Source organism: Bacillus sp. TE9106W, assembly GCF_054062215.1.
The window spans coordinates 209,704-233,313 of the sequence record NZ_JBSSFA010000007.1 but is presented as its reverse complement, the minus strand read 5'-3'; the positions used below and the strand labels follow the sequence as shown (position 1 = coordinate 233,313).

Below are 23,610 nucleotides of genomic sequence, written 5' to 3'. Positions count from 1 at the left end.
AGAAAAGAAAATGAAGACTATAAACGTATTTCATTATGACGCATTTACGAATAAACCGAATATGGGGAATCCAGCAGGTATTGTATTAGATGCAGATGGATTAACAGAAGAGGAAATGCAACGTATTGCTGAAAAAATTGGATTTAACGAAACAACTTTTGTTCTTTCTTCAGAAGTAGCACATATAAGAATGCGCTTTTTTACACCTGGTTTTGAAATGGATTTATGTGGTCATGGGACAGTTGGGACTATTTATGCCTTGCGTGAAAGAGGTTTATTAGAAGAGAAAGCAAGCCTTACGATTGAAACGAAGGCCGGGATTTTACCGATACAAATAGGTGTAAATGAAAATGGAGAAACCCTTATTAAAATGAGACAGGCAGCACCTCAGTTTAAAGATTTTGCAGGTTCAAAAGAAGAATTAGCTCGTAGTATTGGTTTAGAAGTAAATGATTTAGATGTAAGTTTACCGATTGTATATGGAAGTACGGGTAATTGGACTGTAATTGTACCGATTAAAAACCTTAATGCGTGTGAAAGAATGAAACCTAATAATGCTGCATTTCCGTCAGTATTAAAAGAAATACCTAACGCTTCTATTCACCCAATTTGTCTAGAAACTTATGACGAAAAGGTACATATGCATGGGCGTCATTTCTCATCAGCTTATGCTGGAACGATTGAAGATCCCGTGACAGGAACAGCTTCAGGTGTAATGGGAGCATATTATGCGACGTATGTGGAGAAAGATTTTGACCATGAAATGGAGTTAATCGTTGAACAAGGGCAAGAAATACATAAAGATGGTCGTGTAACGGTATATGTAACGAAAGATGTAGAAAGTGAGAAGTTACAAATAGATATTGCTGGAACAGCGGCATATGTGAAAGAGTTTGAAGTTTTACTATAAAAAAGAAAGCCCGGCATACATCCGGACTTTCACTATCTGTTCAATACTTCAATATACGAAGCATCTCCAGTTGTTCTTAAAGCAGAGCGGAAATTGTTATTTTCTAGCGTTTTAGCGACTTGTTGTAACTGCTGTGCATCATCATGATGGATAAGTAAGCTGTCGGCACCACTTTCTTCTATATGAATGTGTTCGATATTTCCGATTGCATCATGTACAGCTTTTAAAAATTCAGGTTTCATAGTGTCCTCCTATATGTATGTAACGTTGTTGTTAGTATTTCCTTATTTTTGAAATGTAAAAGTGAATGAATTTTTGTTATATTATGATTTTGGAAGGGGTTTCCTATTCGTTTGTCAAATGATAGTAAAGTTGTCTTTTGAATTGAGGGAATCTTTGGAATTGAAGGGTGAGGGAATGGACATTTCAATAATCGCTGCACAACTAGTTAAAGAGAAGGTTATTTTACAATATCCAAAAAACATGAAAGGTTTGAACGGGGGAACGACAAGTACGATATATTTGTTAGATGAACAATACGTTGTAAAACTGAATGAATCGGATGTAATACGTGAAGAAGCTTATTTTCTTCAGTTTTATAAAAAGAATGATGTGTTTCCAAAGCTTTTATATAAGGATCCGTTAAGTCGATATATTGTTTATTTATTTCTTGAGGGGACTACTTCGTGCAAATCTGGTCATAAACGAAGTATACTGTGCAAACTTGTAAAGGATGTTATCAATAAGTATGAAAAAGTTCCAAAGGTGAGTGGCTGGGGATGGAAGAATAGTCCGGTTCAATCTTGGAATGAATTTTTAACAGTAACTGTGATGGAAGCTCACGAAAATGTAAAGTCGTACATAAGTGATGAAGAATGTAGACTTGTTTTTAAGTTAGCAAATAGTCCGAATAGAGGGGCTGGAATAGGTGAGCCATTTTTATTACATGGCGATTTCGGATTCCATAATTTTATAGTTCAAGAGAATAGGTTACATGGAGTAATTGATCCCTTATCAGTGTTAGGAGATCCTATATACGATTTAATTTATGCGTTTTGTTCAACTCCGGAAGATTTAACAAAAGAAACGATTGATTATGTGATGAAACAAAGTGTATTTCATAGAGAAGACCGTAATTTATATGAAGAAATAGTTATAGGATTATATTTGCGTATAGATACGTGTTTACGGCACCACCCGAAAGATTTAGAAGAGTATTTAGCAGCTTGGCGTTATTGGATGGGAGAGGTTGAGGTGACTGTATAGTACAAATATTTTGGGGGAGATCGTGAAATGAATGTTCCAGAAGCGAAAAAGGATTTAGCAATAAAAACGAAGAGAGGCATGCCAATTATATTAGCTGGCGTTTTATTTTGGATAGTTATGAGTATAACGGGCTTTGTTCTTTCGGAAAAACAAGTGGTGTGGGTATATTTAATTGGTATGGGATGTGTGTTTCCTTTCGGTTTAATGATAGCTGCTATATTGAAAATTGATATGTTTGCGAAAGGAAATCCGTTAGGGGTTTTGGCAGGATTAATTGGTGGGATAAATGTATTGAATATTCCGCTTGTATTACTTGCCTATTTTCAATTTCCAGAATGGTTACCTTTTGTAGTAGCGATGTTAATAGGTGTTCATTTTATCCCTTACGTATGGATTTACGAAAGTAAAAGTTACGGTTTATTGTCAGTAGGGACTGTATTCGTAACGTCAGTTTGCGGGATTCTTTTTGCAGAAAAAGGATTTACTGTTATTCCCTTATCGGTTACCGTTGTGTATTTACTTACTTTTATAAGTTTATTAATTGAAAACAAAAAAGCAAATCAGTATCAACAAAAATCAGCTTAATAAAAATAGAGGGATAGGGGGAATTATGATGAAAAATTATGTTTGTACAACATGTGGTGTGCAGTATGCAGCGGGTGTAGAAGAACCGGTGAGTTGTCATATTTGTGATGAAGAGAGACAATATGTGAATCCGAAAGGGCAATCTTGGACGACACTAGAAAGCTTACAAACAAGTGATACGTATAAAAATGAAATAATCGAAGAGGAAAATGGGCTTTATAGTATTACAACAAAACCAGGATTTGCGATCGGTCAAACGACATATGTAGTGAAAACAGAGTCATATCGTTTACTGTGGGACTGTATTACTTATTTAGATGAAACGACAATTACGAAAATAAAAGAGCTTGGTGGATTAGATGCAATTGCATTATCTCACCCGCATTATTATTCAACGCAAGTAGAATGGGCAGAGACATTTGATGTACCAATTTATATACACGAAGATGATAAAGAGTGGGTGATGCGCCCGAGTAGTCGTATTATTTATTGGTCTGGTGAGTCTTTACAATTAGCTGATGGATTGGTCATTCATCGTTTAGGAGGTCATTTTAAAGGTGGATCTGTCTTACATTGGGAAGAAGGTAATGATGGAAAAGGAATTTTGTTAACAGGTGATATTATTCAAGTTGTAGCGGATGAGAGATGGGTAAGCTTTATGTACAGCTATCCAAACTTAATTCCATTACCAGCGAGAAAAGTGGAAGAAATGGTGAATCGAGTGAAGCCGTTACAGTTTAATCGTTTATACAATGCTTTTCATCGTGTAGTAAAAGAAAATGCAAATGAGGCAGTGGAGCGTTCTGCTGAAAGATATATTAAGGCGGTAGAAGGAAAGTTGTTTCATACGTAAAAGGAGAGTTAGTTTTATGAAAACGTTAGTATGCTTTGGGGATAGTATTACAGCTGATGAAATGTTTTTCAATGGAACGCCGAGGTTAACACCACGTTTGCGAGAGATGTTTCCGAATTGGAAAGTAGTGAATGCAGGTGTTCCAGGTGATAATACGTTTGATGCGTTAAAAAGGATTAAAGAAGATGTATTATCACATAAACCAGATTTCGTAACAGTTTTTCTTGGCACGAATGATGCAGTTTCTTTTTCGCACAAGCATACAAAGAAAATTTAGAGAAGATTGTGAACCATATTTCGTCAGGTAAAGTACTGCTTATTAGTCCTGCCCCAGTTGATGAAGAAAGACAGCATAATAGAACAAATGAAGTGCTCGGTCAGTATGCAGACGTGGTAGAGGAAGTGGCGGAAGAAACAGGAAGCTATTTTCTAAATTTGTATGCTGAAATGATTCAAGAGCGGAATTATAAAACATTTGTAGAAAATGATGAAAGAGATGGGCTACACTTTGGACGAGAAGGGTGTGAGTATGTAGCGAAGTTAATTGGTGAAAAGTTAAAAAGGATTTTATAAAAAAGCAAAGCGATGTCGCTTTGCTTTTCATTGTTTTTAATAGCTCAATCTAGAAATGCTTGCTGCAATGCTTTGAGCCCATCACTGTAAATGCTATGAAACAGATTAATTGCCTCTTCAACACTAACTTCAACAGGAGTGAACGTACCAGACCACTCTACTAACGATGTGTTACTCTCAGTACCGTCTTTCACCTGGATTGTAGATAGATAATTAGTGACTGGAAATGGTGCACTTATGATTGAATACGTGTAGTAGCGTTCTTTCTCATTGAACACTTCTAATCGTTCTATAATTGTATCACCATCTGGATTAGCTAGATGACGTACACGACCGCCTTCCGTTAATTTACTGCTAGGTATATAAGGTAACCAGTCTGGAAGGGAGTTGAAACCTCCGATTAATTGCCATACTTGTTCAGGTGAACCGAAAATTTCCATAGATGTAGTAGTATGTGCCATGTTCATTACGCTCCTTTTTAACCCGACTTTTTTAATTAATATATGACTTATAAATTAAAACTATATACTTTTTATAACTAAACTATATAATAAAAATAGAAACAAAATTTTATGAGCAAGGAAGTTGAAGAATATGACATTAACGATGGGCTTTATTGGATTTGGAAAATCAGCTAACCGCTACCACTTACCGTATGTAAATACACGTAAAAATATAAAAGTAAAAACGATTTTCGTAAGGAAAATTAATGAAGAATTAGCGGCTCCATATAAGAGTAAAGGTGTTTGTTTCACTACTGATTTGGACGAATTGTTGAATGATAAAGAAATTCAAGTGGTGACAATCTGTACGCCAGCACATACGCATTACGAATTAGCGAAAAAAGTTATACTTGCTGGAAAATCAGTTATCGTTGAAAAACCATTTTGCGATACAGTAGAACATGCGAAAGAATTGTTAGCTTTAGGGCGAGAAAAAGGTGTAGTAGTTATGCCTTATCAAAACCGACGTTTTGATGGTGATTTTTTAGCGGTGAAGCAAGTTGTAGAACAAGGATTCCTTGGTGATATCGTTGAGGTTGAATCACATATTGATTATTTCCGTCCGGGTTCCATCAATCACGAAGGTCCGAAAGAAGAAGGTTCATTTTACAGTTTAGGTATTCATACGATGGACCGTATGATTTCATTGTTTGGTCGTCCAGATACGGTGACATACGATATTCGTAATAATGAAGTGGAAGGTGCGGTTGATAATTATTTCGATGTTGGTCTACATTACGGAAATCAGCTGAAAATTAAACTGAAAACGAACCATGTTGTAGCAAAAAATTATCCGCGCTTTATCGTTCATGGAACAAATGGATCGTTTATTAAATACGGTGAAGATCAGCAGGAAAATGATTTGAAAGCGGGTATTATGCCTGAGAGTGCAGGATTTGGTGAAGATTCGCCGATGTACTATGGAATTGCGAAATATCGAAATGCAAACGGTGATTGGATTGAAAAACAAATTAAAACGCCGCTTGGTGATTACGGTCGCTTCTATGATGCAGCGTATGAAACAATCGTAAATGGTGCACCAAAGCTTGTGAAAGATGAAGAAGCAGTAACGAATATTGAAATCTTAGAAAACGGATTTGCTGCACCTTCACCTTCAGTTTATAAACTTGAGGCTTTAAACTTGAATGAATAGAAGAGGGAATACAGCATAAAGGAGGTATGGAAATGGCAAGCGGATCAACTCAAGTAAAATACCTCGGCATTTATCAAAAAATTAAACAGCAAATTTTAGACGGCGAATATAAAATTAATGAAAAAATTCCAAGTAGCCCCGTCCTTGCTGGAGAGTTTGGCGTTTCAGCTCTTACTATTAAAAAAGCGCTGGATTTGTTAGTGAGAGACGGTTACATCATTCGCCGGCGCGGAAGTGGAACAGTCGTTCAAGATTGGCGTCAGCAGGAAAAAGCAAGAATGATTCAAACTTTAACAGGTACGAAAGCTATTTACGGTAGTGAGGTAGAAAGTAAAATTATTGAGTTTATGATTGTCGGTGCCGATGAAATTATTGCTGAAAAATTGGGCATTTCAGTAGGAGATTTTGTATATAAAATCATCCGCCTCCGTATCATTCACAGTATTCCAACGATTATGGAGCATACATGGATGCCTATTTCGGTCATACCGGGTGTTGAAGTTTCAGTTTTAGAGGGATCGATCTACTCGCACATTCAAAATAAACTTGGTCTTGAAGTGGGAACATCCGTTGTTAGGGTCAAAGGAGTTCGTCCAGATGATAAAGAAAGGCAGTTTATGAACTTAACAAATCAAGATTTCCTAATGAGAGTTGAACAAGTGGCCTATTTAACCGATGGACGAACTTTTGAATACTCTTATGCTGATCACCTGCCAGAAACTTTTGAATTTGAAACAGTTATTACCGCAAAAAGCTATAAAGAGGTATAAAAAATAGGTTGGGGCACGTATTCCCTCAACCTATTTTCTATTTTCAATATAGTAGGAATAACTATTATTCATCGGCTGTTATAAGCATGGAAGTATTCCCGTTTTTTTTTTTTTTTTTTTTTTTTTTTTCAAGATGAGCTTCTCCCAAAGTGCAGAGGGAATCAAGTATGGCTCCTAAAGACGAACCGTAATCTGTTAAAGAATACTCTAACAAAAAATGATTAATTAATCCAAGACTTAACATTTGATTAATAGAACTGTAAAGTTTAAAATTACAGTATAGATTTAAGAAGTGAGTTATCATCATCTGTAAAATGTAGTTTCAACTATTTTATAAAAGAAGCATGCAAAGAAACGAGTAGTAAAAATAAACGAAACATTGCCGAATAACTAACATTACGTGAATTTGATTCTAAACTGTAATTTTTTTTAATACATTTCAACAACTGATATTTAAAATGTACATTTTATAAAGAACATTAAAGGAGTGAGTGAAACATGGTGGTTTTATATACAACAGCAAGCTGTGCTTCATGCCGAAAAGCGAAAGCCTGGCTGGAGGAGAATCAAATTGATTATACTGAAAAAAACATCGTATCCAATTCTATGACAGTGGATGAACTTAAGTCCATTCTTCGTTTAACAGAAGAGGGTGCTACTGAAATTATTTCAACAAGATCCAAAACTTTTCAAGACTTAGATATAAATATAGAAGAGCTTTCGCTAAATGAATTTTATAAATTAATAATTGAGCATCCGCTAATGTTGCGTCGCCCAATTATGCTGGACGAGAAAAGATTACAGATTGGTTTTAATGACGAAGAAATTCGTAAATTTTTACCACGTAGCGTTCGAACATTCTTAAATATTGAACTGCAAAAGTTGGCTAATTAATAAGTAATATTTTTAGGAAAAGTTATATGAAAGGAGGAAGCAGAAAATGATAGAAGTATGCGTTACAGTTAATTATAAAGACAGAAACTATCAAACAAATGTTATTGTAAGCAAAGATACGGTGTGGACAAAAATTAAACAATTGGCAGAAGAGCAAGTGAAGAAACAATGGAGTCTTTAAATACATTTTTAACTTAAAAAGCTAAATAAAGTTAAGGGATTTATTTCTTTATGCTAAGAGTGGTTCTTATATATTTTAACGTTCAACTAACCTATCTGTAATATTTATGGCTACAGTATGTTAATATAGGAGAAACAATATTTTTGATCGTAGGAGGAAAACAATGAGCAGCGACTTTACTTTGGCCATACACAGTTTAACTTATTTAGCTTTACAGCCAGACCGGATGTCAACAAGTAATGCGATTTCAGAAAGTGCGGGGGTTCACCCAGTGCGTATTCGCAAAGTGCTAAGTTTGTTAAAAAAACATAAGTTTATACAATCGAAAGAGGGGACTGGTGGCGGTTTTATTTTCGCTCGAGATTTAAGTGAAGTTAACCTTTGGCATATTTATCAAATAACCTCTGAAGGTGCATTGCAGCCTAAGTGCCCAGAATCAAATGGTCAGTGTATTGTAGGTTCAAACATGCGAAAAGTGCTGTTCACTATTTTCTTAGGTGCGGAAGAACATTTAGGTGAATATTTAAAGAACTATACAATGAAAGAAGTTGTTGATCTTATCAATCAAGAACGTTAAGCGGCTTACTTGTTATATAGAGACGTAAGTTCTTACTATTTAAATGTAATAGAAAATATTACAGTTCAACTTCGTTTTTATTTCTTTTTTATCGCCACAAAAAATATTTATAAGAAGGTGAAAAAGTATGATGTCAAATAATAATCATGTTTTAAAAGTAGGAGATTGGGTTCGAGGAGTATCAAATGAGGGTGAATTCATAGTTGGTTACATTGTATCACTTGATGAAGTGGAAGATGTAGTTACAGTTAGTATTGTGAAACGTGACGACAAGTACACAATAAACGAAGCGATTTTACTCTTTAGTAAACATGTTAACAAACTTCCTGAATCAAAGGTAATTAATAAGGAGCAAATCCTTTATCTGATAGACCTTGCATTATTAACAGGGGACGAAGAATGGTTTATCGAGCTTTCTTCAAAATTAAACTCGATAAAAGAGCTGGTTAACGAGGGAGTTTAAAGATTACATTATTGGCTTTTAATAGTTTGAATCGTGCAATAATCAATAATATCATCTCTTTTGTTGCACTTTAATAAAAGAGGTGATTGATGGTATGAAAATAAAAATAATTAGCATCATATGTTTTCTGAGTTTTTTATTACCCTGTATTTCCGCTCAAGCAATTGTAAAAATAGAAAATAATAGAAATGAAAGCTTTGACATAGATTTAACCGGTTATGAACTTTATTCGTTTGGTGATTTTAATCAATTAGGTTATAAAATAACGCCACTTACTCAACTGTTTCTAGGGATAGTCCAAACAGAAGGTGAGTGGATTGATGAACCAAGATTATATATTAAGGGAAATAAAGGTTATTTTCATCTTTGGAAAGCAGACGGTACGAATGTTCTTTATACTGTTGAAAAGAGTGACAATTTTTGGAAAATTATAGATGTAAAAAGGAAGGAAATTAACAGAATACCCGTACCAAAACAGTTTTTAAAAGAAGTGGTCATTAATCTCTTATTAGAGCCGATAAGTAAAGAAGTTGAAAACTATTATAAGGAACCAAAACTTTGGTATCGAGGTTCTGAAAAAATACTTGAAATAAAAACAGATAAAACAAACAATATTTTTTATGTAACTGTTCAAATTCAAACTTTTGAGGGTGCGCATAATCCGCCTTATGGAGAGGACACAATTACTTTTCGTATAAAAGGAAACGATGTAAAAACGATTCGGTATAAACATAGAGATATTCCTGAAGAAGAGTTGAAAAAACTAGAATTAAGATGATATTGCATTAAGTTGTTTGTACACCCCTAATAACGATTATTATATTTTTGCACTTAGTTTAGGTTTTACAAAATGTTAGCGATTTTCTCGTTACCATCAAGTTAAAATATGTATTTTCCTAAAAATGTATATGAATACAATTGGTATAATATATATCCTGAAAATTGGTTTGTATATTTAATGAGATATTTATTTTTAACCACATTAATTGTTTGTTAGAATATCTTTTTTTGTTTAAAATAAATTTTTAAAACAAAGTAGAATATAAGTATCTTTATAATGACTAACTTTAATAAGTAATATATGACTGTATTTTATGCTAATTCATTCGGTTTTTAGCGATAGGAATAAGGGCTTCGTACTAACTGTAAATTATTATCCATATAAAATTATACCCATTAAATATTTCTGAAAATATAAAAATATTAATTTTATAAATATACACGTTATAATGAGGGCGTCGAGAGAAATTTTATTATCTCTGGAGAAAATATAAAAAATGCGATTATTAGTAAGAAAGGTGTGTGATTAGAGGCGAAAGGTATGTAAAGTGCTTCAGTGGCTTGTGTAATCAATACCATAAATGCTGCCGAAGTTATTAAAGTGATGTATAGAATTGAGAAAGAAATGCCTCATAAATGAAGAGAGGCCGGTTTAGCTAAAATTACTGTTAAAAGTAAAAAAAGAGAAACCATTAAAGTAATACACTGTTATTAGAAATGTTGCAACGTATTTATGAAGTCTATTCTATATTGTTCTCTTAAGGGGTCTTTATATAAAGAGCGAATATTACGAGTAAACTTTTTTGTGAACGCTAACAATTATATTAGGACGCTAACTAGCGAATGTTTCAATTTGGATTCATTATGATGAAGGACATGCAAAGTGGGGCAACTTGTAAGGAATTCATTTTCCAAAAAGAAAGATATTCGTTAGCTATAAAGAGAGACGTAAGAATAGGATACAAGGGGGAGTTATTATATGAACGGGAATACTGCAAAGAAAATAGAAGTTCAAGCTGAAAATACCGCACTAAAAAATGAGCAATATGCAGATCCGAAAAAGTGGCATAAGCAGGATACTACATGGGCACTCAGTCTATTTGGAACTGCAATTGGAGCAGGGGTGCTCTTTTTACCGATTAATGCAGGTTCAGGTGGTTTATTATCATTACTACTAATTACATTGCTTGCATATCCAGTTATGTATTACTCACATAGGGCACTTGCGAAAATGATATACGCTTCTAATTCTGCTGATGAGGGGATCACAGGTACAATTAGAGAGTATTTCGGAAATAAAGCGAGTATCATTTTTAACATCGTATATTTCGGTTCAATTTATACAATCGTACTAATGTATTCGGTTGCGCTTACAAATACTGCAAGTAGTTTTATCGTGCATCAATTGAACATGCCAGAACCTCCAAGGGCTATTTTATCACTTGTATTAGTTCTTGGTCTTATCGCTATACTAAACTTTGGTCAAGATATTACTGTAAAGGTAATGAGTATGCTAGTGTATCCTTTCATAGCTTCTCTACTGTTTATCGCAATATCTTTAATTCCACAGTGGAATACGTCAATGCTTAATTTTTCAAGTGTTTCAACTGCTTCAACAGGAACAGGCTATTTTGGAACGATATTGATGATTTTACCAATTATCGTATTCTCATTTAATCATTCACCTATGATTTCATCATTTGTTGTGAAGCAAAGAGCTACGTATGGAATCGATGCTACTGATGCTAAATGTGCGCAAATACAAAAAGTTTGTTATATTATGACATTCGCTGTTGTTATGTTCTTCGTTTGGAGTAGCGCGCTAAGCTTGACTCCAGATGATATAAAAATGGCAAAAGAACAAAACTTATCAATTCTTTCTTATCTTGCTAATGAGCTTAATTCACCTGTAATTACGATTGCCGCTCCAATCATTGCTTTTGTGGCTATTACAAAGTCTTTCCTTGGCCATTATATCGGAGCGTTTGAAGTAATGCGTGACATGATTATTAAGTTCGGTAAATCACGTGGAAAAGTAATTGAAGAAAAAACAATTAAGACAATCGTCCTTACTTTTGTTGTATTATCATGCTGGTTTGTTGCTTATACAAATCCAAGTATTCTTGGACTTATTGATTCTCTAAGCGGTCCATTAGTTGCTGCTATCTTATGTCTATTACCGATGTATGCGATTCAAAAAGTACCAGTACTAGCTAAATACAAAGGGAAAATAAGTAACGTATTTGTTATTATTGTAGGTGTGCTTACTGTTTTAGCAAGTATTAAGTCATTATTCTAATTCACGATTGTTAGTTCTAGTACAAAATAAAATAGAACGATTTTGGGACAGGCTTCTCCGTTTGGAGAGTTTGTCCCTTTTTAAATGAGTGATAAAAGGTCATCTTTCACATAGGCTCTTTTTGTACAAAAGGTTGCTTTATTGCGTAATATTTTTATCTTATTGATTTTATGAGATTTTTACGCATAATTGTAACAAAGGGAGATGATTCCAAGTTGAATAAGCCGAATATAAGTACAACAGTTTCAGGAGATATAATTGTTACCCGTCTTATTGGCAAGATTAAAACAGATGATGTTTATGAATGGTTTAATGACTTCGAGCAGGTATGTCAGCAATTCATTTCCGAGGGACGGAAATACAAATTGTTAGTGGATAGAAAAGGATATACGCCAGATCATTTTTCTGTTCAAAAAGCATGGAAAGATAAATTTTTCAATGAAACGATTTTGAATCACAGTAAGGCAATTGCCTTTCTCCTTGAAGAAGGGGAGATACTGAATTATTTACAACAATCCAATACAAAAGAATGTGTAAAATTTTTTGATGATTATGAACAAGCAGTAGTTTGGTTGAATGAATATCCCATATGACACTTTTAGCGAACCAGTTGCTCAATCAACTGGTTTTTTTATGTATGTAATGCTTTCGTTGTCTCTGCACTCGGAATTAAGGAAGTAGAACACTTCTATATGAAATGTTTCGTACTAAAGGACATACATTTTTAATGCGTTAAATATAATTCATATTAGCACCAAGAAGAAGAGAATACGCTTTACGCTATTAGTAATATTGAAAGGTCGTACGATAGAGTCACATAAATTTAAAAATATGAATGTGGCATAAAGTGATTAAGGGGGATAAAGATATGAGCGTTTCAAATTTGAATGAAATAAGTAAACAAATTTTAAAAGAAGAGGAAACACTTCAATTTTCCTCTTTTACGAATGAAGATGCACTGCAACTAGGTTTATTTATCGTTGAAACAGCAAAGCAAGAGGGAAAAGTGATTGCTGTTGATATAACGAAAAACGGTGTGCAATTATTTCATTTCAAGATGACAGGGACAAATGAGGAAAATACGAAGTGGATTGAGCGTAAAAAACGAGTTGTTTCTCTGCATGATCGTAGCTCGTATTATATGCAGATACAAAGTGAAATAACTGGAATTTCATATAATGAAAAATATCTTTTAAATACTTCGGAATATGCTGCGTTTGGTGGGTGCTTTCCTATCAGAGTAAAAAACGTAGGAGTTATTGGAATGATAACAGTTTCAGGATTGCCGCCAGAAGAAGATCACGAATTGGTAATAAGAGCAGTTAAAAATCATTTGAACCAATAGTGAAAGGAATTTGAATGGTTAAATAAAAAGGCAAAAACGAACAGAAATATGTTCGTTTTTGCCTTTTTATTATACTTCTTTGTAATCAGCTAAGAGGATTCTATTCTAGGTGGTATTTGAATTGTGCACTGTTCTTTGGATTACATCGTCTTTTTCAAGTCTGCGAAATTTCTGTAATTGAAGGTGTCCAAAATTAAGAGGGAATTTTTGGGGCAAAGTAGCTACATTTCATATTTGTGTAAATATGAAACACGCAGGATACATGAATAGAGAATGGGTAAAATAGTATGGAATGATCACTAGATTTTATTAATGATGTTATAAGGTTTTTTAGGGCGACTGAAGGAAGCGGTGTGTTTAGATTCAGAATGCCTGGCATGTGAAGTTCAATGATTCAAAAATGAACTCATTTAAACGCATATTATCTTCGAGATGTATCATTTTGAAGAATATTAAAACCTAGGAGGAAATGAATTATGACAAATGATTTCTATACGGCACTGAAAGAAAGACGTACTTACTATGGGATTAATAAAGAGGTACAAGTATCAGATGAAAAAATTAAAGAAATCGTGGAGTTTGCTGTGAAATATACTCCATCCGCTTTCAATTCACAAACTGCGCGAGTAGTTGTATTATTTAGTGAAGCTCATAATAAATTATGGGATATTACAACTGAAACATTAAGAAAAGTAGTTGGAGATGGAGATTTTTCAGGAACGCAACAAAAAATGGATTCCTTTAAAGCTGGTTATGGAACAGTACTATTCTTTGAAGATGAGTCTATCGTTAAATCGCTTCAAGAAAAATTTGCTGCATATGCTGAAAACTTCCCAATTTGGTCACACCAAGCATCAGGTATGCACCAATTAGTTGTGTGGACAGGATTAGAAGCAGAGGGATTAGGGGCTTCTTTACAACATTATAATCCATTAATTGATGATGAGGTAAAACAAGAATGGAATGTTCCTGCTAATTGGAAACTCATTGCACAAATGCCATTTGGTAATCCAACGGCTGCACCAGGAGAAAAAGAATTCCAACCGCTTGAAGAGCGTGTGAAATTTTATAAGTAATAATACGGTGCAGCTATAGTAGAGTTATTTGCTCTTTTTCGAGATAAGGCTATGCTATTGATGAAATCGGAAAAATACTATTATATTTTTAAAAAGAACAAGGCGATCATTTTTGGTCGCCTTGTTTAAATTTGTACGATTAATCTACGCATTAAGCTTAATAAGCTAAACAGCATGAATCATTTATTCCTTGCTCTATTTGATGGTCAACGCCCAGCTGACGAAGTGTTAGATGAGCTAGGGGAAGAAGTACTTCCTCATTTCCCTGCATTGTAAAGGAGTGGAAAGAATGAAAGCGATAGGACTTATGCAATAAAAGTGTACTACAAGAAATCGAAACAAAAACACCTCTATTAGGAAACAATGATGTACTGATTGAAGTATATGCAACTGTTGTAAATCCCGTGGATTGTGGGCTACAAAAGGATTGAACCGTCTTATTATAGAGAAGCCTTTTGGTCATCATGTAACGTCTGCTCACGAGTTTAACGGAAAATTAATTGAAGATTTTGATGAAACTGATATTTTTTATATCGATCATTATCTTTGAAAATGAGTGGTAACTAAGGATAAACTTAGAAAAGTATTACGAAATAAATAGTATGTAATTTAAGACATTTTTATTGACGATAATAATTTATGTGGTTAATATACTAGACATAAGATTATTTAATTACTAAAAGTAATCTAATATATATTATTTCGTAAAGTATTATAAATAAGTAAGTCGTGGTAGAAACGCTTTGAATTGCCACTATTAATATTGGGGACAATTAGAAAGCGAAAGGTATAAAAAGAATTGGAATTTGATAACTCTTTGTTTTTTATAAAAACATGAGCTTCTGTACAATTCATTTTTAATATATTGACCAGGATTATACAACAAGAGGGGGACTGAAATTGGAATCAATGACCTTTGTTTTATTTGGAGCGACAGGGGACTTAGCGAAACGCAAAATTTATCCCGCACTATATAACTTATATAGTGATCAAAAGCTTCCAAAGCAAATATCCGTTATCGGGCTTGGGAGACGTGAAGTATCTCATGTAGATTTTCAAAAAAGAATAAAAGAATCAATTGAGACGTTTTCTCGTCATAGAGAAGAAGGTACTCCAGAACTCGAAGGTTTTTTAGATAATTTTCGCTATTGTCCATTAGATGTGAGTAAGCCGGAAGACTATGAGAGATTATTACAAGTCGTTCGTGAAAGGGAAGAAGAACTACATATAAAAGGGAATAGAATGTTCTATCTTTCTGTTGCTCCTGAATTTTTTGAGACAATCGCTTTAAATATTAAGGAAAGCGGACTTGATAAAACGGATGGATGGAAACGCCTAATGATTGAGAAACCGTTCGGGCACGACCTTACATCTGCTCGTGAGCTGAATGATAAGCTTAGTCGCACGTTTGAAGAAGACGAGATATACCGTATTGATCATTATTTAGGTAAGCCGATGATTCAAAACCTTGAAGCACTAGAGTTTGCAAATCCTGTTTTACAATCGATTTGGAATAAAGAACATATAGCGAATGTACAAATCACAGCGAGTGAAACAGTTGGGGTTGAAGAAAGGGCAGGATATTATGATCAGGCAGGAGCCATTCGAGATATGGTTCAAAATCATATGTTACAAATATTAATGATGACTGCTATGAATTTGCCGGAAAAGGTTAATGCATGTGAAATTCGAGAGGAAAAGCGAAAGGTAATGGAGGCGCTTCGTAAAGTGAAAAAAGAAGACGTTCAAAACCATATCATTCGCGGACAATATAGTGCAGGTGAGATAAATGGCGGACAAGTTGTAGCATATAAAGAGGAGCCAGGAGTAAATCCTTCTTCTAATATAGACACATTTGTTGCTGCTCGCTTGTGGATCGATAATCCATTTTGGACTGGCGTTCCCTTTTATATACGAACAGGTAAACGAATGAAAGAAAAGTCTACTCGTATTGTAATCGAATTTAAAAATACGTTAAAACAGCAATATCAAGATAGTAATCCAAATGCAGCACCTAACTTGTTAATAATTGAAATTAGCCCAGGTGAGAACGTTTCATTACAGTTAAATAGTAAAAATCCATTGAAAAATGGAGAAATTGAACCGATACGTATTAACTTTACTTGTGAGCAAGCGGATGTGGGAGTACCTGAAGCGTATGAAAGACTCATTCATGATGCTGTGAGTGGAGACGCTACATTCTTTGCACATTGGAGAGAAGTTGAATTGTCATGGGAATGGGTACAACCAATTCTTGAAGCATTCGAGGAAAACTTATTACCACTTCATGAATATGAGTCTGGTTCATATGGTCCAGAGGCATCTAATGAATTATTGCAAGAAAGTGGATTTAAATGGTGGTTAGATCAAGAAACGAAAAAATAAGTACTTTCTTTCATGAAAGCATGTAGGGGGACGATTACTATGACACAAAACATAAATCAATTAGCAGTGAATACAATTCGTACGTTATCAATTGATGCTATTAATGCGGCAAATTCAGGTCATCCAGGTCTTCCGATGGGAGCAGCGCCAATGGCTTATGCATTATGGGCGAATCATTTAAATCATAATCCTAATCATCCAAAATGGTTTAACCGTGATCGCTTCGTTTTATCGGCGGGACATGGATCTAGCTTATTATATAGCCTACTTCATTTAGCTGGATATGACGTTTCAATTGATGACTTGAAAAACTTCAGAAAGTTAAATAGTAAAACACCAGGACATCCTGAGTTTGGTCATACTTCTGGAGTTGAAGCGACGACAGGCCCGTTAGGACAAGGGATTGCCAATGCTGTCGGAATGGCAATGGCAGAAGCGCATTTAGCAGCGAAGTTTAATAAGGATGGTCACTCTATTATAGATCACAATACGTACGCTTTAGTCGGAGACGGTGATTTAATGGAAGGTGTCGCTTATGAAGCGATGTCAATGGCAGGACATATGAAACTTGGCAAGTTAATTGTGCTGTATGATTCAAATGAAATTTCACTTGATGGTGAATTAAACATTGCTTTCTCTGAAGATATGCAGAAAAGGGTAGAATCTGCACATTGGCAATATGTAAGAGTTGAAGATGGAAACGATGTTGATGCGATTACAAAAGCGATTCAATTAGCGAAAGATAATACGGACCAGCCTACTCTTATAGAGATTAGAACCGTTATAGGTTACGGAAGTCCAAAAGTTGCTGGAACGAACAAAGCACATGGTAACCCGCTTGGAGTAGAAGAAGCGACAGCGACAAAACAAGTGTATGGTTGGCATTATGAAGAAGACTTCTTTGTACCTGAAGAAGTAACAGTTCATTTTAATGAACTGAAACAAAAAGGTATTGAAAAAGAACGTGGCTGGAATGAGCAGTTCAACTTATACAGAGAGTCAAATCCTGCACTAGCAGATGAATTAGAAAAAGCAATTACAGGTGAAGTTTTAATCGAAGCGAAAGACATTTTATCCTTCGATACTGAAAAAACGATTTCAACTCGTGTTGCAAGTGGGGAAGCTATTAATCATTATGTGAAATCGATTCCTTCTATTTTCGGTGGAAGTGCAGATCTTTCTCATTCTACGATGACAGATATAAAAGGTGAAGCAGTGTATGCGGTAGAATCGTATGCTGGCCGAAATATATACTTCGGTGTACGTGAACATGCAATGGGCGCAGCAGCGAATGGACTGGCTCTTCATGGAGGAGTAAAACCGTTTGTGAGTACATTCTTTGTATTTAATGACTATCTTCGTCCATCTATTCGACTGGCTGCATTGCAAAAGTTACCTGTTACGTACGTATTTACACATGATTCAATTGCTGTAGGAGAAGATGGTCCAACGCATGAACCTATTGAACATTTAGCAGCTCTTCGGGCAATTCCTGGTTTAACAGTTATCCGTCCGTCAGATGCAAATGAAACAGCAAGTGCGTGGGCGTATGCTTTACAGCAAACGGATGGTCCAGTCGTTTTAGTACTTAGCCGTCAAAATTTACCGGTGTTTCATGAAACGAAAGCAAACATAGAGAATCTTTCTAAAGGGGCTTACGTGTTAACACAAACGAATGAAAATCCGGATGTAATTTTAATTGCGACAGGTTCTGAAGTATCCTTAGCTGCTAGTGCAAAAGCGAAACTAGAAGAAGACAATGTCTCTGTTCGTATCGTTGCAATGCCAAGCTGGGAGTTATTCGATCACCAATCGAAAGAATATAAGGAATCCGTTCTTCCGTCTTCTGTAACGAAACGAGTATCTCTTGAGATGGGCGTATCTCTCGGTTGGGAACGTTATGTAGGACAAGAAGGAAACATATTATCGATTGAAACATTTGGAGCTTCAGGAACTGGGGCTGAAGTCATGAATCTATTTGGATTTACGACAGAAAATGTTGTTCAAATTACTAAAAATGTATTGGATTCTTAAGCTATGACTGTGAATACCTTTCCGTACATATCAGTGCTGCAAGGTATTCCAGATTGTAGTGATATGAATTTGTAATAAAAGATGATTTGAGGAGGAATTATATTATGCAAGTAGGATTAATTGGCTTAGGTAAAATGGGATTAAACTTAGGGAAAAATTTAATCGATCATAAACATGAAGTAGCAGCATTTGATTTGAATGCAAGTGCAGTGGAAGAAATGAAAGAGTACGGGGCAACAGGTGCATCTAGTTTAAATGAACTTGTTCAGTCATTACAATCACCAAGAGTTCTTTGGGTTATGGTACCACACGCTGTTGTAGATTCTGTTATCGATGAGGTTACACCACTTTTATCAAAAGGAGATATTTTAATTGAAGCGGGTAATTCACATTATAAAGAGTCTATTCGCCGATATGAGCAACTAAAGAAAGATGGTATTCACTTTATGGATGCAGGAACTTCTGGCGGAATGGAAGGCGCTCGTAATGGTGCTTGTTATATGATCGGAGGAGATCAAGAAGCTTGGGACGTCGTTGAACCTATCTTCCGCGATACTGCTGTAGAAAATGGATACTTATATGCTGGAAAAGCTGGTAGTGGTCACTTCTTAAAAATGGTTCACAACGGAATTGAATACGGTATGATGGCTGCTATTGGTGAAGGATTTGAGATTCTAGAGAAAAGTGAATTTGACTACGATTATGAAAAAGTATCAAGAGTATGGAACAACGGTTCAGTAATCCGTTCATGGTTAATGGAATTAACAGAAAATGCATTTTCTAAAGATGCAAAACTGGATGAAATTAAGGGTGTTATGCATTCTTCTGGTGAAGGAAAATGGACAGTAGAAACGGCATTAGATCTTCAAACAGCAACTCCTGTTATCGCAATGTCTCTATTAATGCGCTACCGCTCATTAGACAATGATACATTTACAGGAAAAGTAGTAGCTGCTCTGCGCAATGAATTTGGCGGACATGCAGTAGAAAAGAAATAAATATCTTAAAAATTTAACTCATTGACGTTTAAAAAATGGAGGGAATAAATCATGAAGTTTTTTATTGATACTGCAAATCTTGAGGACATAAAAAAAGCATATAAACTTGGAGTTTTAGCTGGTGTTACAACGAATCCTTCTTTAGTAGCAAAAGAGGGCATTAAATTTGAAGACCGTATTGCAGAAATTTGTCAGGCAGTTCCTAAAGTTGAATCTGTTTCGGCAGAAGTAACGCCAGATGCTGTTACAGCTGAAGAGATGATTGCTCAAGCAGAGGAACTGATTAAGATTAACGGCGGCGATGAAAAAGTTACAATTAAACTTCCGATGACGTTAGCAGGATTAGAAGCTTGTCGCTACCTTACTGAAAAAGGTGTGAAAACGAACGTTACACTTATTTTCACGGTGAACCAAGCACTTTTAGCTGCTCGAGCAGGTGCAACGTATGTTTCTCCATTTTTAGGACGTTTAGATGATATTTCTGAAGATGGTGTATTATTAGTTGCTAAAATTGCTGAATTATTCGATGTTCATCAATTAGATACACAAATTATTGCGGCGTCTGTTAGACATCCAGATCATGTAACTCGTGTAGCGATGGCAGGTGCTCACATTGCAACAATTCCTTATAAAGTAATTGAACAACTTGCTATGCATCCATTAACAGATCAAGGTATTGAAAAGTTCGCTGCGGATTGGGCGAAAGCACCTAAATTATAATGTATAAAAGTAAGAGGCTTTCCGAAAATTGCTTTTCATGAGAGGAAAGATTCCTAGGTAACTTCATCGTTTAACTTGGATCCCGAGTTTGGAGTCTTACTATGTGAAAATAGCAAGAGAAGAAAGTGTCATTCACTTTTGAAGAAGGAAAATTTGCTTACGCGTAGCGTTTATCACAATAACATTACAATTATGAAAGAGAAATCTCCTTATCAGAGAGAGTAGGTAACATGTATCTCTGGTAAGGGAGATTCTTTTTATATAAATTATTATGTTGTGAAGATGAGTTGTATATCGATATATAAATTTTCACTCAAAAAAGAACTATATAGGTTCTTTTCATTGTATAGCATTTTTGAAAGGGTTTACATAAAGGGGTGGAACTGCGTATGAATATGTACCTTTTAATGATTACATTATTATCAATTGTAATTGTTATTTTAGGGGTATCGTGGTGGAGATGGCATGCGTTTATTAGTTTAACGATTGCAAGTTTGTTTTTAGCTATTATGTCTGGAATGCCAATGGATAAAATAGTGAGTGCTTATGAAACGGGAGTCGGAAGTGTTCTTGGGCATTTAGTAGGTATTTTAGTATTAGGTACAATTTTAGGGAAAATGATGGCAGAGTCAGGTGCTGGTGGCGGATTTAAGCAAATTCTTATCGATAGTGGTGTAGGCAATGCTATTGCTCAAATGTCTGAGCATTTAGCGCTATCTCCAATTGTATTAGCATTTATGGTAGCTGGATTAATTCGAATTGCGACAGGGTCAGCGACAGTCGCTTTAACAACAGCAGCAGGCATCGTTTCACCAATCATTGAAAATACGACAGGTGTGAATTTAGAGTTGCTCGTCATTGCAACAGGTGCAGGAGCATTAATGTTTTCACACGTAAACGATGCTGGGTTCTGGATGGTAAAAGAATACCTAGGTTTAACAGTGAAAGAAACATTTAAAACATGGACAGTATTAGAAACATTACTTTCATTTATCGCTTTTGGAGGAGTTTTACTACTCGATATGTTTATTTAAAATAAGGATGTTTTTATGGTGGGATACTGTAGTAATTTTTTGTTAGGAGGAAGAAACGGTGAGTTCAAAATATATGATTGGTGTAGACATTGGGACAACTAGTACAAAATCAGTTCTATTTTCTACAGATGGATCTGTTATTGCAAGTCATGGAATTGAATATCCTTTATATTCTCCTACGCCGGAAACAGCAGAACAAGACCCAGAAGAAATTTTTCGTGCAGTAATACATACGATTAAAGAAACTGTACAGACAAGTAGTGTACAGCCGCATGATATTCTTTGTGTTTCTTTTAGTTCGGCAATGCATAGTATCATTGCTGTAGATGAGAAGGGAAAGCCGTTAACGAGATGTATTACTTGGGCAGATAATAGAAGTGCAAGCTGGGCAGAGAAAATAAAGAATGATATGAATGGTCATGAAATTTATTTACGGACTGGGACACCAATTCATCCGATGTCACCACTTTCGAAATTAGTTTGGCTACAAAATGAGCAGGCAGAATTGTTCGCAAAAACTTATAAATTTATTTCTATTAAAGAGTATGTTTTTTATAACTTATATACCGTTCTCCTTGCTTTAAAAGAACTCATTGGTGAACCGAAAAAAATTCAAGCGACAGGCGGTTTTGCAAGATCGGAACTTTGGAGACAGATGATGGCGGATATTTTTCACCAAGACGTATATGTTCCCGAAAGTTTCGAAAGCTCTTGCTTAGGAGCTGCCATACTCGGCTTATATAGTTTAGGTGAAGTAGATACGTTACATGTAGTTTCTGAAATGGTAGGTGCGAATTTCTACCATGAACCAAACATGGAAAGTGTGGAAAAATATAAAGATTTAACACCAATCTATATTCGTCTGTCCCGTCAATTGGAAGAAGAATATGAAAGTATAGCAGATTATCAAAAAAAGTGGGTTTAAAGGCTATTTTGCAAGAAAATATGGTAACGTATAAAGAGGTACTCCAATTTTTTGGGATACTCTTTCAACATAAAATATGTTAAGAAGTATGATGAACGAAAAATATAGGGAGAGAGGGTTATGAAAATGAAGGATAATAAAGAGTTTATTGGATATGTTGGAACATACACGAAAGAAAATAGTGAAGGAATATATAAGTTTACGTTAGACACGGAAGCAAAGAAAATTAGTAATGTAACACTTGCGGCTAAGCTAGATAACCCTACATATGTAACGATTAATCGAAAGAATGAATATCTCTACTCTGTTGTTAAGGAAGGCGAATCTGGTGGTGTAGCTGCTTATTCGATTAATAGTAAAACTGGAGAGCTAACGGAAGAAAACAGACAAGTAGTAGAAGGGGCTTCTCCTTGTCATGTGAGCGTTGATAGTGGAAATCATACAGTAGTTACAGCAAATTACCATAAAGGAACGATTGAATCTTTTGAAGTAAATGAAGATGGAACTATAAATCCTGCCACATCGATTATGGCGCATGAAGGTTCAGGTCCAAATAAAGAAAGACAAGAAAAACCACATGCACATTATGCGGGACATACTCCTGATGAAAAATATGTAGTGGGTGTTGATTTAGGGATAGATAAAATAATTACGTATGAAATAAAAGATAGTAGATTAACAGAAGTGAATCGTTTATCTGTAAATCCAGGGAGCGGTCCGAGACATATTACTTTTCATCCAAATGGAAAGTATGCGTATGTGATGACGGAGCTTAGTTCAGAGGTTATTGTGTTAACATATAATCCGGCAGAAGGATCATTTACAGAATTACAGTATATTTCTACTGTTCCAGAAGAGTTTGATGAAAATAATCAAGGAAGTGCAATTCATATTTCTTCTGACGGCCGTTTTGTATATGCAGGTAATCGTGGTCATAATAGTATTACTGTTTTCAGCGTGGATGAAAATTCAGGTCAGCTTACATTTGTTGCACATACATCTACAGAAGGAAATTGGCCAAGAGACTTTGTATTAGATCCTACTGAAAAGTTTCTTGTTGCTACAAATGAAAAATCACATAATCTTGTGCTATTTTCAAGAAGTGAATCTACAGGTAAGTTAACACTTTTACAATCTGATGTTGCTGTGCCAGAGCCTGTTTGTGTGAAGTTTTTGAACGTTTAACTTAAGTTTTCATTTCATATAGCAGTGTCGTTATTTGTCGGTAAGTCGATATCCTTTGTCGAAACGTCGATATATTAAAATAATCGTTGATATAATTGAAG

At 35.1% G+C, this 23,610-nt stretch carries 23 protein-coding genes and 5 pseudogenes; 25 read left to right on the top strand and 3 right to left on the bottom strand.

The features are described from left to right. Positions 1 to 10 precede the first annotated feature (10 nt). Positions 11 to 910: a PhzF family phenazine biosynthesis protein gene (locus tag ACVWY7_RS15660; protein ID WP_212113758.1), complete on the top strand. Its 900-nt coding sequence runs from the start codon at positions 11 to 13 to the stop codon at positions 908 to 910. Between the two features lie 32 nt (positions 911 to 942). Here the strand turns inward: ACVWY7_RS15660 and ACVWY7_RS15655 are convergent, their stop codons facing one another. Then, positions 943 to 1,152 (bottom strand): hypothetical protein, encoded by a 210-nt coding sequence (locus tag ACVWY7_RS15655; protein ID WP_000801641.1) that lies wholly within the window; start codon positions 1,150 to 1,152, stop codon positions 943 to 945. Positions 1,153 to 1,327: 175 nt separating this feature from the next. On the opposite strand from ACVWY7_RS15655, the gene ACVWY7_RS15650 reads away from it, so the two are divergent. The 4 genes and pseudogenes from ACVWY7_RS15650 to ACVWY7_RS15635 all read left to right on the top strand — a co-directional run bounded on the left by ACVWY7_RS15650 (position 1,328) and on the right by ACVWY7_RS15635 (position 4,187). Continuing rightward, positions 1,328 to 2,176: a phosphotransferase gene (locus ACVWY7_RS15650; RefSeq protein WP_000355234.1), complete on the top strand. Its 849-nt coding sequence runs from the start codon at positions 1,328 to 1,330 to the stop codon at positions 2,174 to 2,176. Between the two features lie 27 nt (positions 2,177 to 2,203). Beyond that, positions 2,204 to 2,761, top strand: a complete 558-nt coding sequence (locus ACVWY7_RS15645) for a DUF7010 family protein (RefSeq protein WP_001102414.1) — start codon at positions 2,204 to 2,206, stop codon at positions 2,759 to 2,761. Between the two features lie 25 nt (positions 2,762 to 2,786). After that, the gene (locus ACVWY7_RS15640) at positions 2,787 to 3,614 is read left to right on the top strand and encodes an MBL fold metallo-hydrolase (RefSeq protein WP_080491630.1); all 828 of its coding nucleotides are present in this window, start codon (positions 2,787 to 2,789) and stop codon (positions 3,612 to 3,614) included. A gap of 16 nt (positions 3,615 to 3,630) precedes the next feature. Then, a pseudogene (locus ACVWY7_RS15635) lies at positions 3,631 to 4,187 on the top strand (SGNH/GDSL hydrolase family protein). A 44-nt stretch (positions 4,188 to 4,231) separates the two neighbouring features. Here ACVWY7_RS15635 and ACVWY7_RS15630 read toward each other — a convergent pair. Then, the gene (locus tag ACVWY7_RS15630) at positions 4,232 to 4,648 is read right to left on the bottom strand and encodes an SRPBCC family protein (protein WP_000951527.1); all 417 of its coding nucleotides are present in this window, start codon (positions 4,646 to 4,648) and stop codon (positions 4,232 to 4,234) included. Between the two features lie 133 nt (positions 4,649 to 4,781). On the opposite strand from ACVWY7_RS15630, the gene ACVWY7_RS15625 reads away from it, so the two are divergent. Next, entirely contained in the window at positions 4,782 to 5,843 is a 1,062-nt protein-coding gene (locus tag ACVWY7_RS15625; protein WP_000176628.1) for an oxidoreductase, read from the top strand. Positions 5,844 to 5,875: 32 nt separating this feature from the next. Beyond that, positions 5,876 to 6,613 (top strand): GntR family transcriptional regulator, encoded by a 738-nt coding sequence (locus tag ACVWY7_RS15620; RefSeq protein WP_073525260.1) that lies wholly within the window; start codon positions 5,876 to 5,878, stop codon positions 6,611 to 6,613. Between the two features lie 64 nt (positions 6,614 to 6,677). On the opposite strand, the pseudogene ACVWY7_RS15615 reads toward ACVWY7_RS15620, so the two are convergent. Then, positions 6,678 to 6,824: pseudogene (locus ACVWY7_RS15615) on the bottom strand (winged helix-turn-helix transcriptional regulator); the annotation flags it as partial. 287 nt (positions 6,825 to 7,111) lie between these two features. Here ACVWY7_RS15615 and spxA point away from each other — a divergent pair. From spxA to ACVWY7_RS15525, 18 genes and pseudogenes are all read left to right on the top strand, one after another. Beyond that, positions 7,112 to 7,507, top strand: a complete 396-nt coding sequence (gene spxA, locus ACVWY7_RS15610; protein ID WP_073525253.1) for a transcriptional regulator SpxA — start codon at positions 7,112 to 7,114, stop codon at positions 7,505 to 7,507. 46 nt (positions 7,508 to 7,553) lie between these two features. Further along, a complete protein-coding gene (locus tag ACVWY7_RS15605; RefSeq protein WP_000573521.1) occupies positions 7,554 to 7,688 on the top strand; it encodes a BA3454 family stress response protein in 135 nt (44 codons plus the stop codon). Between the two features lie 163 nt (positions 7,689 to 7,851). Then, positions 7,852 to 8,265, top strand: coding sequence for an Rrf2-family transcriptional regulator SaiR (gene saiR / locus ACVWY7_RS15600; protein WP_000093221.1), 414 nt, complete (start codon positions 7,852 to 7,854; stop codon positions 8,263 to 8,265). Between the two features lie 127 nt (positions 8,266 to 8,392). Further along, complete coding sequence (locus ACVWY7_RS15595) at positions 8,393 to 8,728, top strand: IDEAL domain-containing protein (protein WP_000987467.1); 336 nt, start codon at positions 8,393 to 8,395, stop codon at positions 8,726 to 8,728. Between the two features lie 94 nt (positions 8,729 to 8,822). After that, positions 8,823 to 9,506 carry a DUF3888 domain-containing protein gene (locus ACVWY7_RS15590; protein WP_139242337.1) on the top strand — a complete coding sequence of 228 codons (684 nt, stop codon included), beginning with the start codon at positions 8,823 to 8,825 and terminating at the stop codon, positions 9,504 to 9,506. Positions 9,507 to 10,487: 981 nt separating this feature from the next. Then, on the top strand, positions 10,488 to 11,807 hold the full coding sequence (locus tag ACVWY7_RS15585) for an aromatic amino acid transport family protein (protein WP_001014172.1): 1,320 nt from the start codon (positions 10,488 to 10,490) through the stop codon (positions 11,805 to 11,807). A gap of 141 nt (positions 11,808 to 11,948) precedes the next feature. Further along, a pseudogene (locus tag ACVWY7_RS15580) lies at positions 11,949 to 12,400 on the top strand (STAS/SEC14 domain-containing protein). A 242-nt stretch (positions 12,401 to 12,642) separates the two neighbouring features. Next, a complete protein-coding gene (locus tag ACVWY7_RS15575) occupies positions 12,643 to 13,152 on the top strand; it encodes a heme-degrading domain-containing protein (RefSeq protein ID WP_139242336.1) in 510 nt (169 codons plus the stop codon). Positions 13,153 to 13,628: 476 nt separating this feature from the next. After that, a complete protein-coding gene (locus ACVWY7_RS15570) occupies positions 13,629 to 14,228 on the top strand; it encodes a nitroreductase family protein (protein WP_000180268.1) in 600 nt (199 codons plus the stop codon). Between the two features lie 171 nt (positions 14,229 to 14,399). Next, positions 14,400 to 14,504 (top strand): annotated as a pseudogene (locus tag ACVWY7_RS15565) (LLM class flavin-dependent oxidoreductase); the annotation flags it as partial. 121 nt (positions 14,505 to 14,625) lie between these two features. Continuing rightward, positions 14,626 to 14,778 (top strand): annotated as a pseudogene (locus tag ACVWY7_RS15560) (glucose-6-phosphate dehydrogenase); the annotation flags it as partial. A 350-nt stretch (positions 14,779 to 15,128) separates the two neighbouring features. Then, positions 15,129 to 16,613, top strand: a complete 1,485-nt coding sequence (zwf, locus tag ACVWY7_RS15555; protein ID WP_000445370.1) for a glucose-6-phosphate dehydrogenase — start codon at positions 15,129 to 15,131, stop codon at positions 16,611 to 16,613. Positions 16,614 to 16,652: 39 nt separating this feature from the next. Further along, on the top strand, positions 16,653 to 18,647 hold the full coding sequence (tkt, locus tag ACVWY7_RS15550) for a transketolase (protein ID WP_000193032.1): 1,995 nt from the start codon (positions 16,653 to 16,655) through the stop codon (positions 18,645 to 18,647). Between the two features lie 104 nt (positions 18,648 to 18,751). Then, on the top strand, positions 18,752 to 19,645 hold the full coding sequence (gene gnd / locus ACVWY7_RS15545) for a phosphogluconate dehydrogenase (NAD(+)-dependent, decarboxylating) (RefSeq protein ID WP_001195907.1): 894 nt from the start codon (positions 18,752 to 18,754) through the stop codon (positions 19,643 to 19,645). A gap of 51 nt (positions 19,646 to 19,696) precedes the next feature. Then, positions 19,697 to 20,365 carry a fructose-6-phosphate aldolase gene (gene fsa, locus ACVWY7_RS15540; protein ID WP_000667676.1) on the top strand — a complete coding sequence of 223 codons (669 nt, stop codon included), beginning with the start codon at positions 19,697 to 19,699 and terminating at the stop codon, positions 20,363 to 20,365. Between the two features lie 389 nt (positions 20,366 to 20,754). Further along, positions 20,755 to 21,399, top strand: coding sequence for a GntT/GntP/DsdX family permease (locus ACVWY7_RS15535; RefSeq protein ID WP_001057606.1), 645 nt, complete (start codon positions 20,755 to 20,757; stop codon positions 21,397 to 21,399). A 73-nt stretch (positions 21,400 to 21,472) separates the two neighbouring features. Continuing rightward, positions 21,473 to 22,324, top strand: a complete 852-nt coding sequence (locus ACVWY7_RS15530) for an FGGY family carbohydrate kinase (RefSeq protein ID WP_033682274.1) — start codon at positions 21,473 to 21,475, stop codon at positions 22,322 to 22,324. 120 nt (positions 22,325 to 22,444) lie between these two features. Next, a complete protein-coding gene (locus tag ACVWY7_RS15525) occupies positions 22,445 to 23,509 on the top strand; it encodes a lactonase family protein (RefSeq protein ID WP_000782229.1) in 1,065 nt (354 codons plus the stop codon). Positions 23,510 to 23,610: the final 101 nt, after the last annotated feature.

What these genes read in the sequence shown, in the direction of transcription:
- ACVWY7_RS15660 (WP_212113758.1), top strand. Translation starts at nt 11, where the DNA reads ATGAAGACTATAAACGTATTTCATTATGACGCATTTACGAATAAACCG.
- ACVWY7_RS15655 (WP_000801641.1), bottom strand. Translation starts at nt 1,152, where the DNA reads ATGAAACCTGAATTTTTAAAAGCTGTACATGATGCAATCGGAAATATC.
- ACVWY7_RS15650 (WP_000355234.1), top strand. Translation starts at nt 1,328, where the DNA reads ATGGACATTTCAATAATCGCTGCACAACTAGTTAAAGAGAAGGTTATT.
- ACVWY7_RS15645 (WP_001102414.1), top strand. Translation starts at nt 2,204, where the DNA reads ATGAATGTTCCAGAAGCGAAAAAGGATTTAGCAATAAAAACGAAGAGA.
- ACVWY7_RS15640 (WP_080491630.1), top strand. Translation starts at nt 2,787, where the DNA reads ATGATGAAAAATTATGTTTGTACAACATGTGGTGTGCAGTATGCAGCG.
- ACVWY7_RS15630 (WP_000951527.1), bottom strand. Translation starts at nt 4,648, where the DNA reads ATGGCACATACTACTACATCTATGGAAATTTTCGGTTCACCTGAACAA.
- ACVWY7_RS15625 (WP_000176628.1), top strand. Translation starts at nt 4,782, where the DNA reads ATGACATTAACGATGGGCTTTATTGGATTTGGAAAATCAGCTAACCGC.
- ACVWY7_RS15620 (WP_073525260.1), top strand. Translation starts at nt 5,876, where the DNA reads ATGGCAAGCGGATCAACTCAAGTAAAATACCTCGGCATTTATCAAAAA.
- spxA (WP_073525253.1), top strand. Translation starts at nt 7,112, where the DNA reads ATGGTGGTTTTATATACAACAGCAAGCTGTGCTTCATGCCGAAAAGCG.
- ACVWY7_RS15605 (WP_000573521.1), top strand. Translation starts at nt 7,554, where the DNA reads ATGATAGAAGTATGCGTTACAGTTAATTATAAAGACAGAAACTATCAA.
- saiR (WP_000093221.1), top strand. Translation starts at nt 7,852, where the DNA reads ATGAGCAGCGACTTTACTTTGGCCATACACAGTTTAACTTATTTAGCT.
- ACVWY7_RS15595 (WP_000987467.1), top strand. Translation starts at nt 8,393, where the DNA reads ATGATGTCAAATAATAATCATGTTTTAAAAGTAGGAGATTGGGTTCGA.
- ACVWY7_RS15590 (WP_139242337.1), top strand. Translation starts at nt 8,823, where the DNA reads ATGAAAATAAAAATAATTAGCATCATATGTTTTCTGAGTTTTTTATTA.
- ACVWY7_RS15585 (WP_001014172.1), top strand. Translation starts at nt 10,488, where the DNA reads ATGAACGGGAATACTGCAAAGAAAATAGAAGTTCAAGCTGAAAATACC.
- ACVWY7_RS15575 (WP_139242336.1), top strand. Translation starts at nt 12,643, where the DNA reads ATGTGGCATAAAGTGATTAAGGGGGATAAAGATATGAGCGTTTCAAAT.
- ACVWY7_RS15570 (WP_000180268.1), top strand. Translation starts at nt 13,629, where the DNA reads ATGACAAATGATTTCTATACGGCACTGAAAGAAAGACGTACTTACTAT.
- tkt (WP_000193032.1), top strand. Translation starts at nt 16,653, where the DNA reads ATGACACAAAACATAAATCAATTAGCAGTGAATACAATTCGTACGTTA.
- gnd (WP_001195907.1), top strand. Translation starts at nt 18,752, where the DNA reads ATGCAAGTAGGATTAATTGGCTTAGGTAAAATGGGATTAAACTTAGGG.
- fsa (WP_000667676.1), top strand. Translation starts at nt 19,697, where the DNA reads ATGAAGTTTTTTATTGATACTGCAAATCTTGAGGACATAAAAAAAGCA.
- ACVWY7_RS15535 (WP_001057606.1), top strand. Translation starts at nt 20,755, where the DNA reads ATGAATATGTACCTTTTAATGATTACATTATTATCAATTGTAATTGTT.
- ACVWY7_RS15530 (WP_033682274.1), top strand. Translation starts at nt 21,473, where the DNA reads ATGATTGGTGTAGACATTGGGACAACTAGTACAAAATCAGTTCTATTT.
- ACVWY7_RS15525 (WP_000782229.1), top strand. Translation starts at nt 22,445, where the DNA reads ATGAAAATGAAGGATAATAAAGAGTTTATTGGATATGTTGGAACATAC.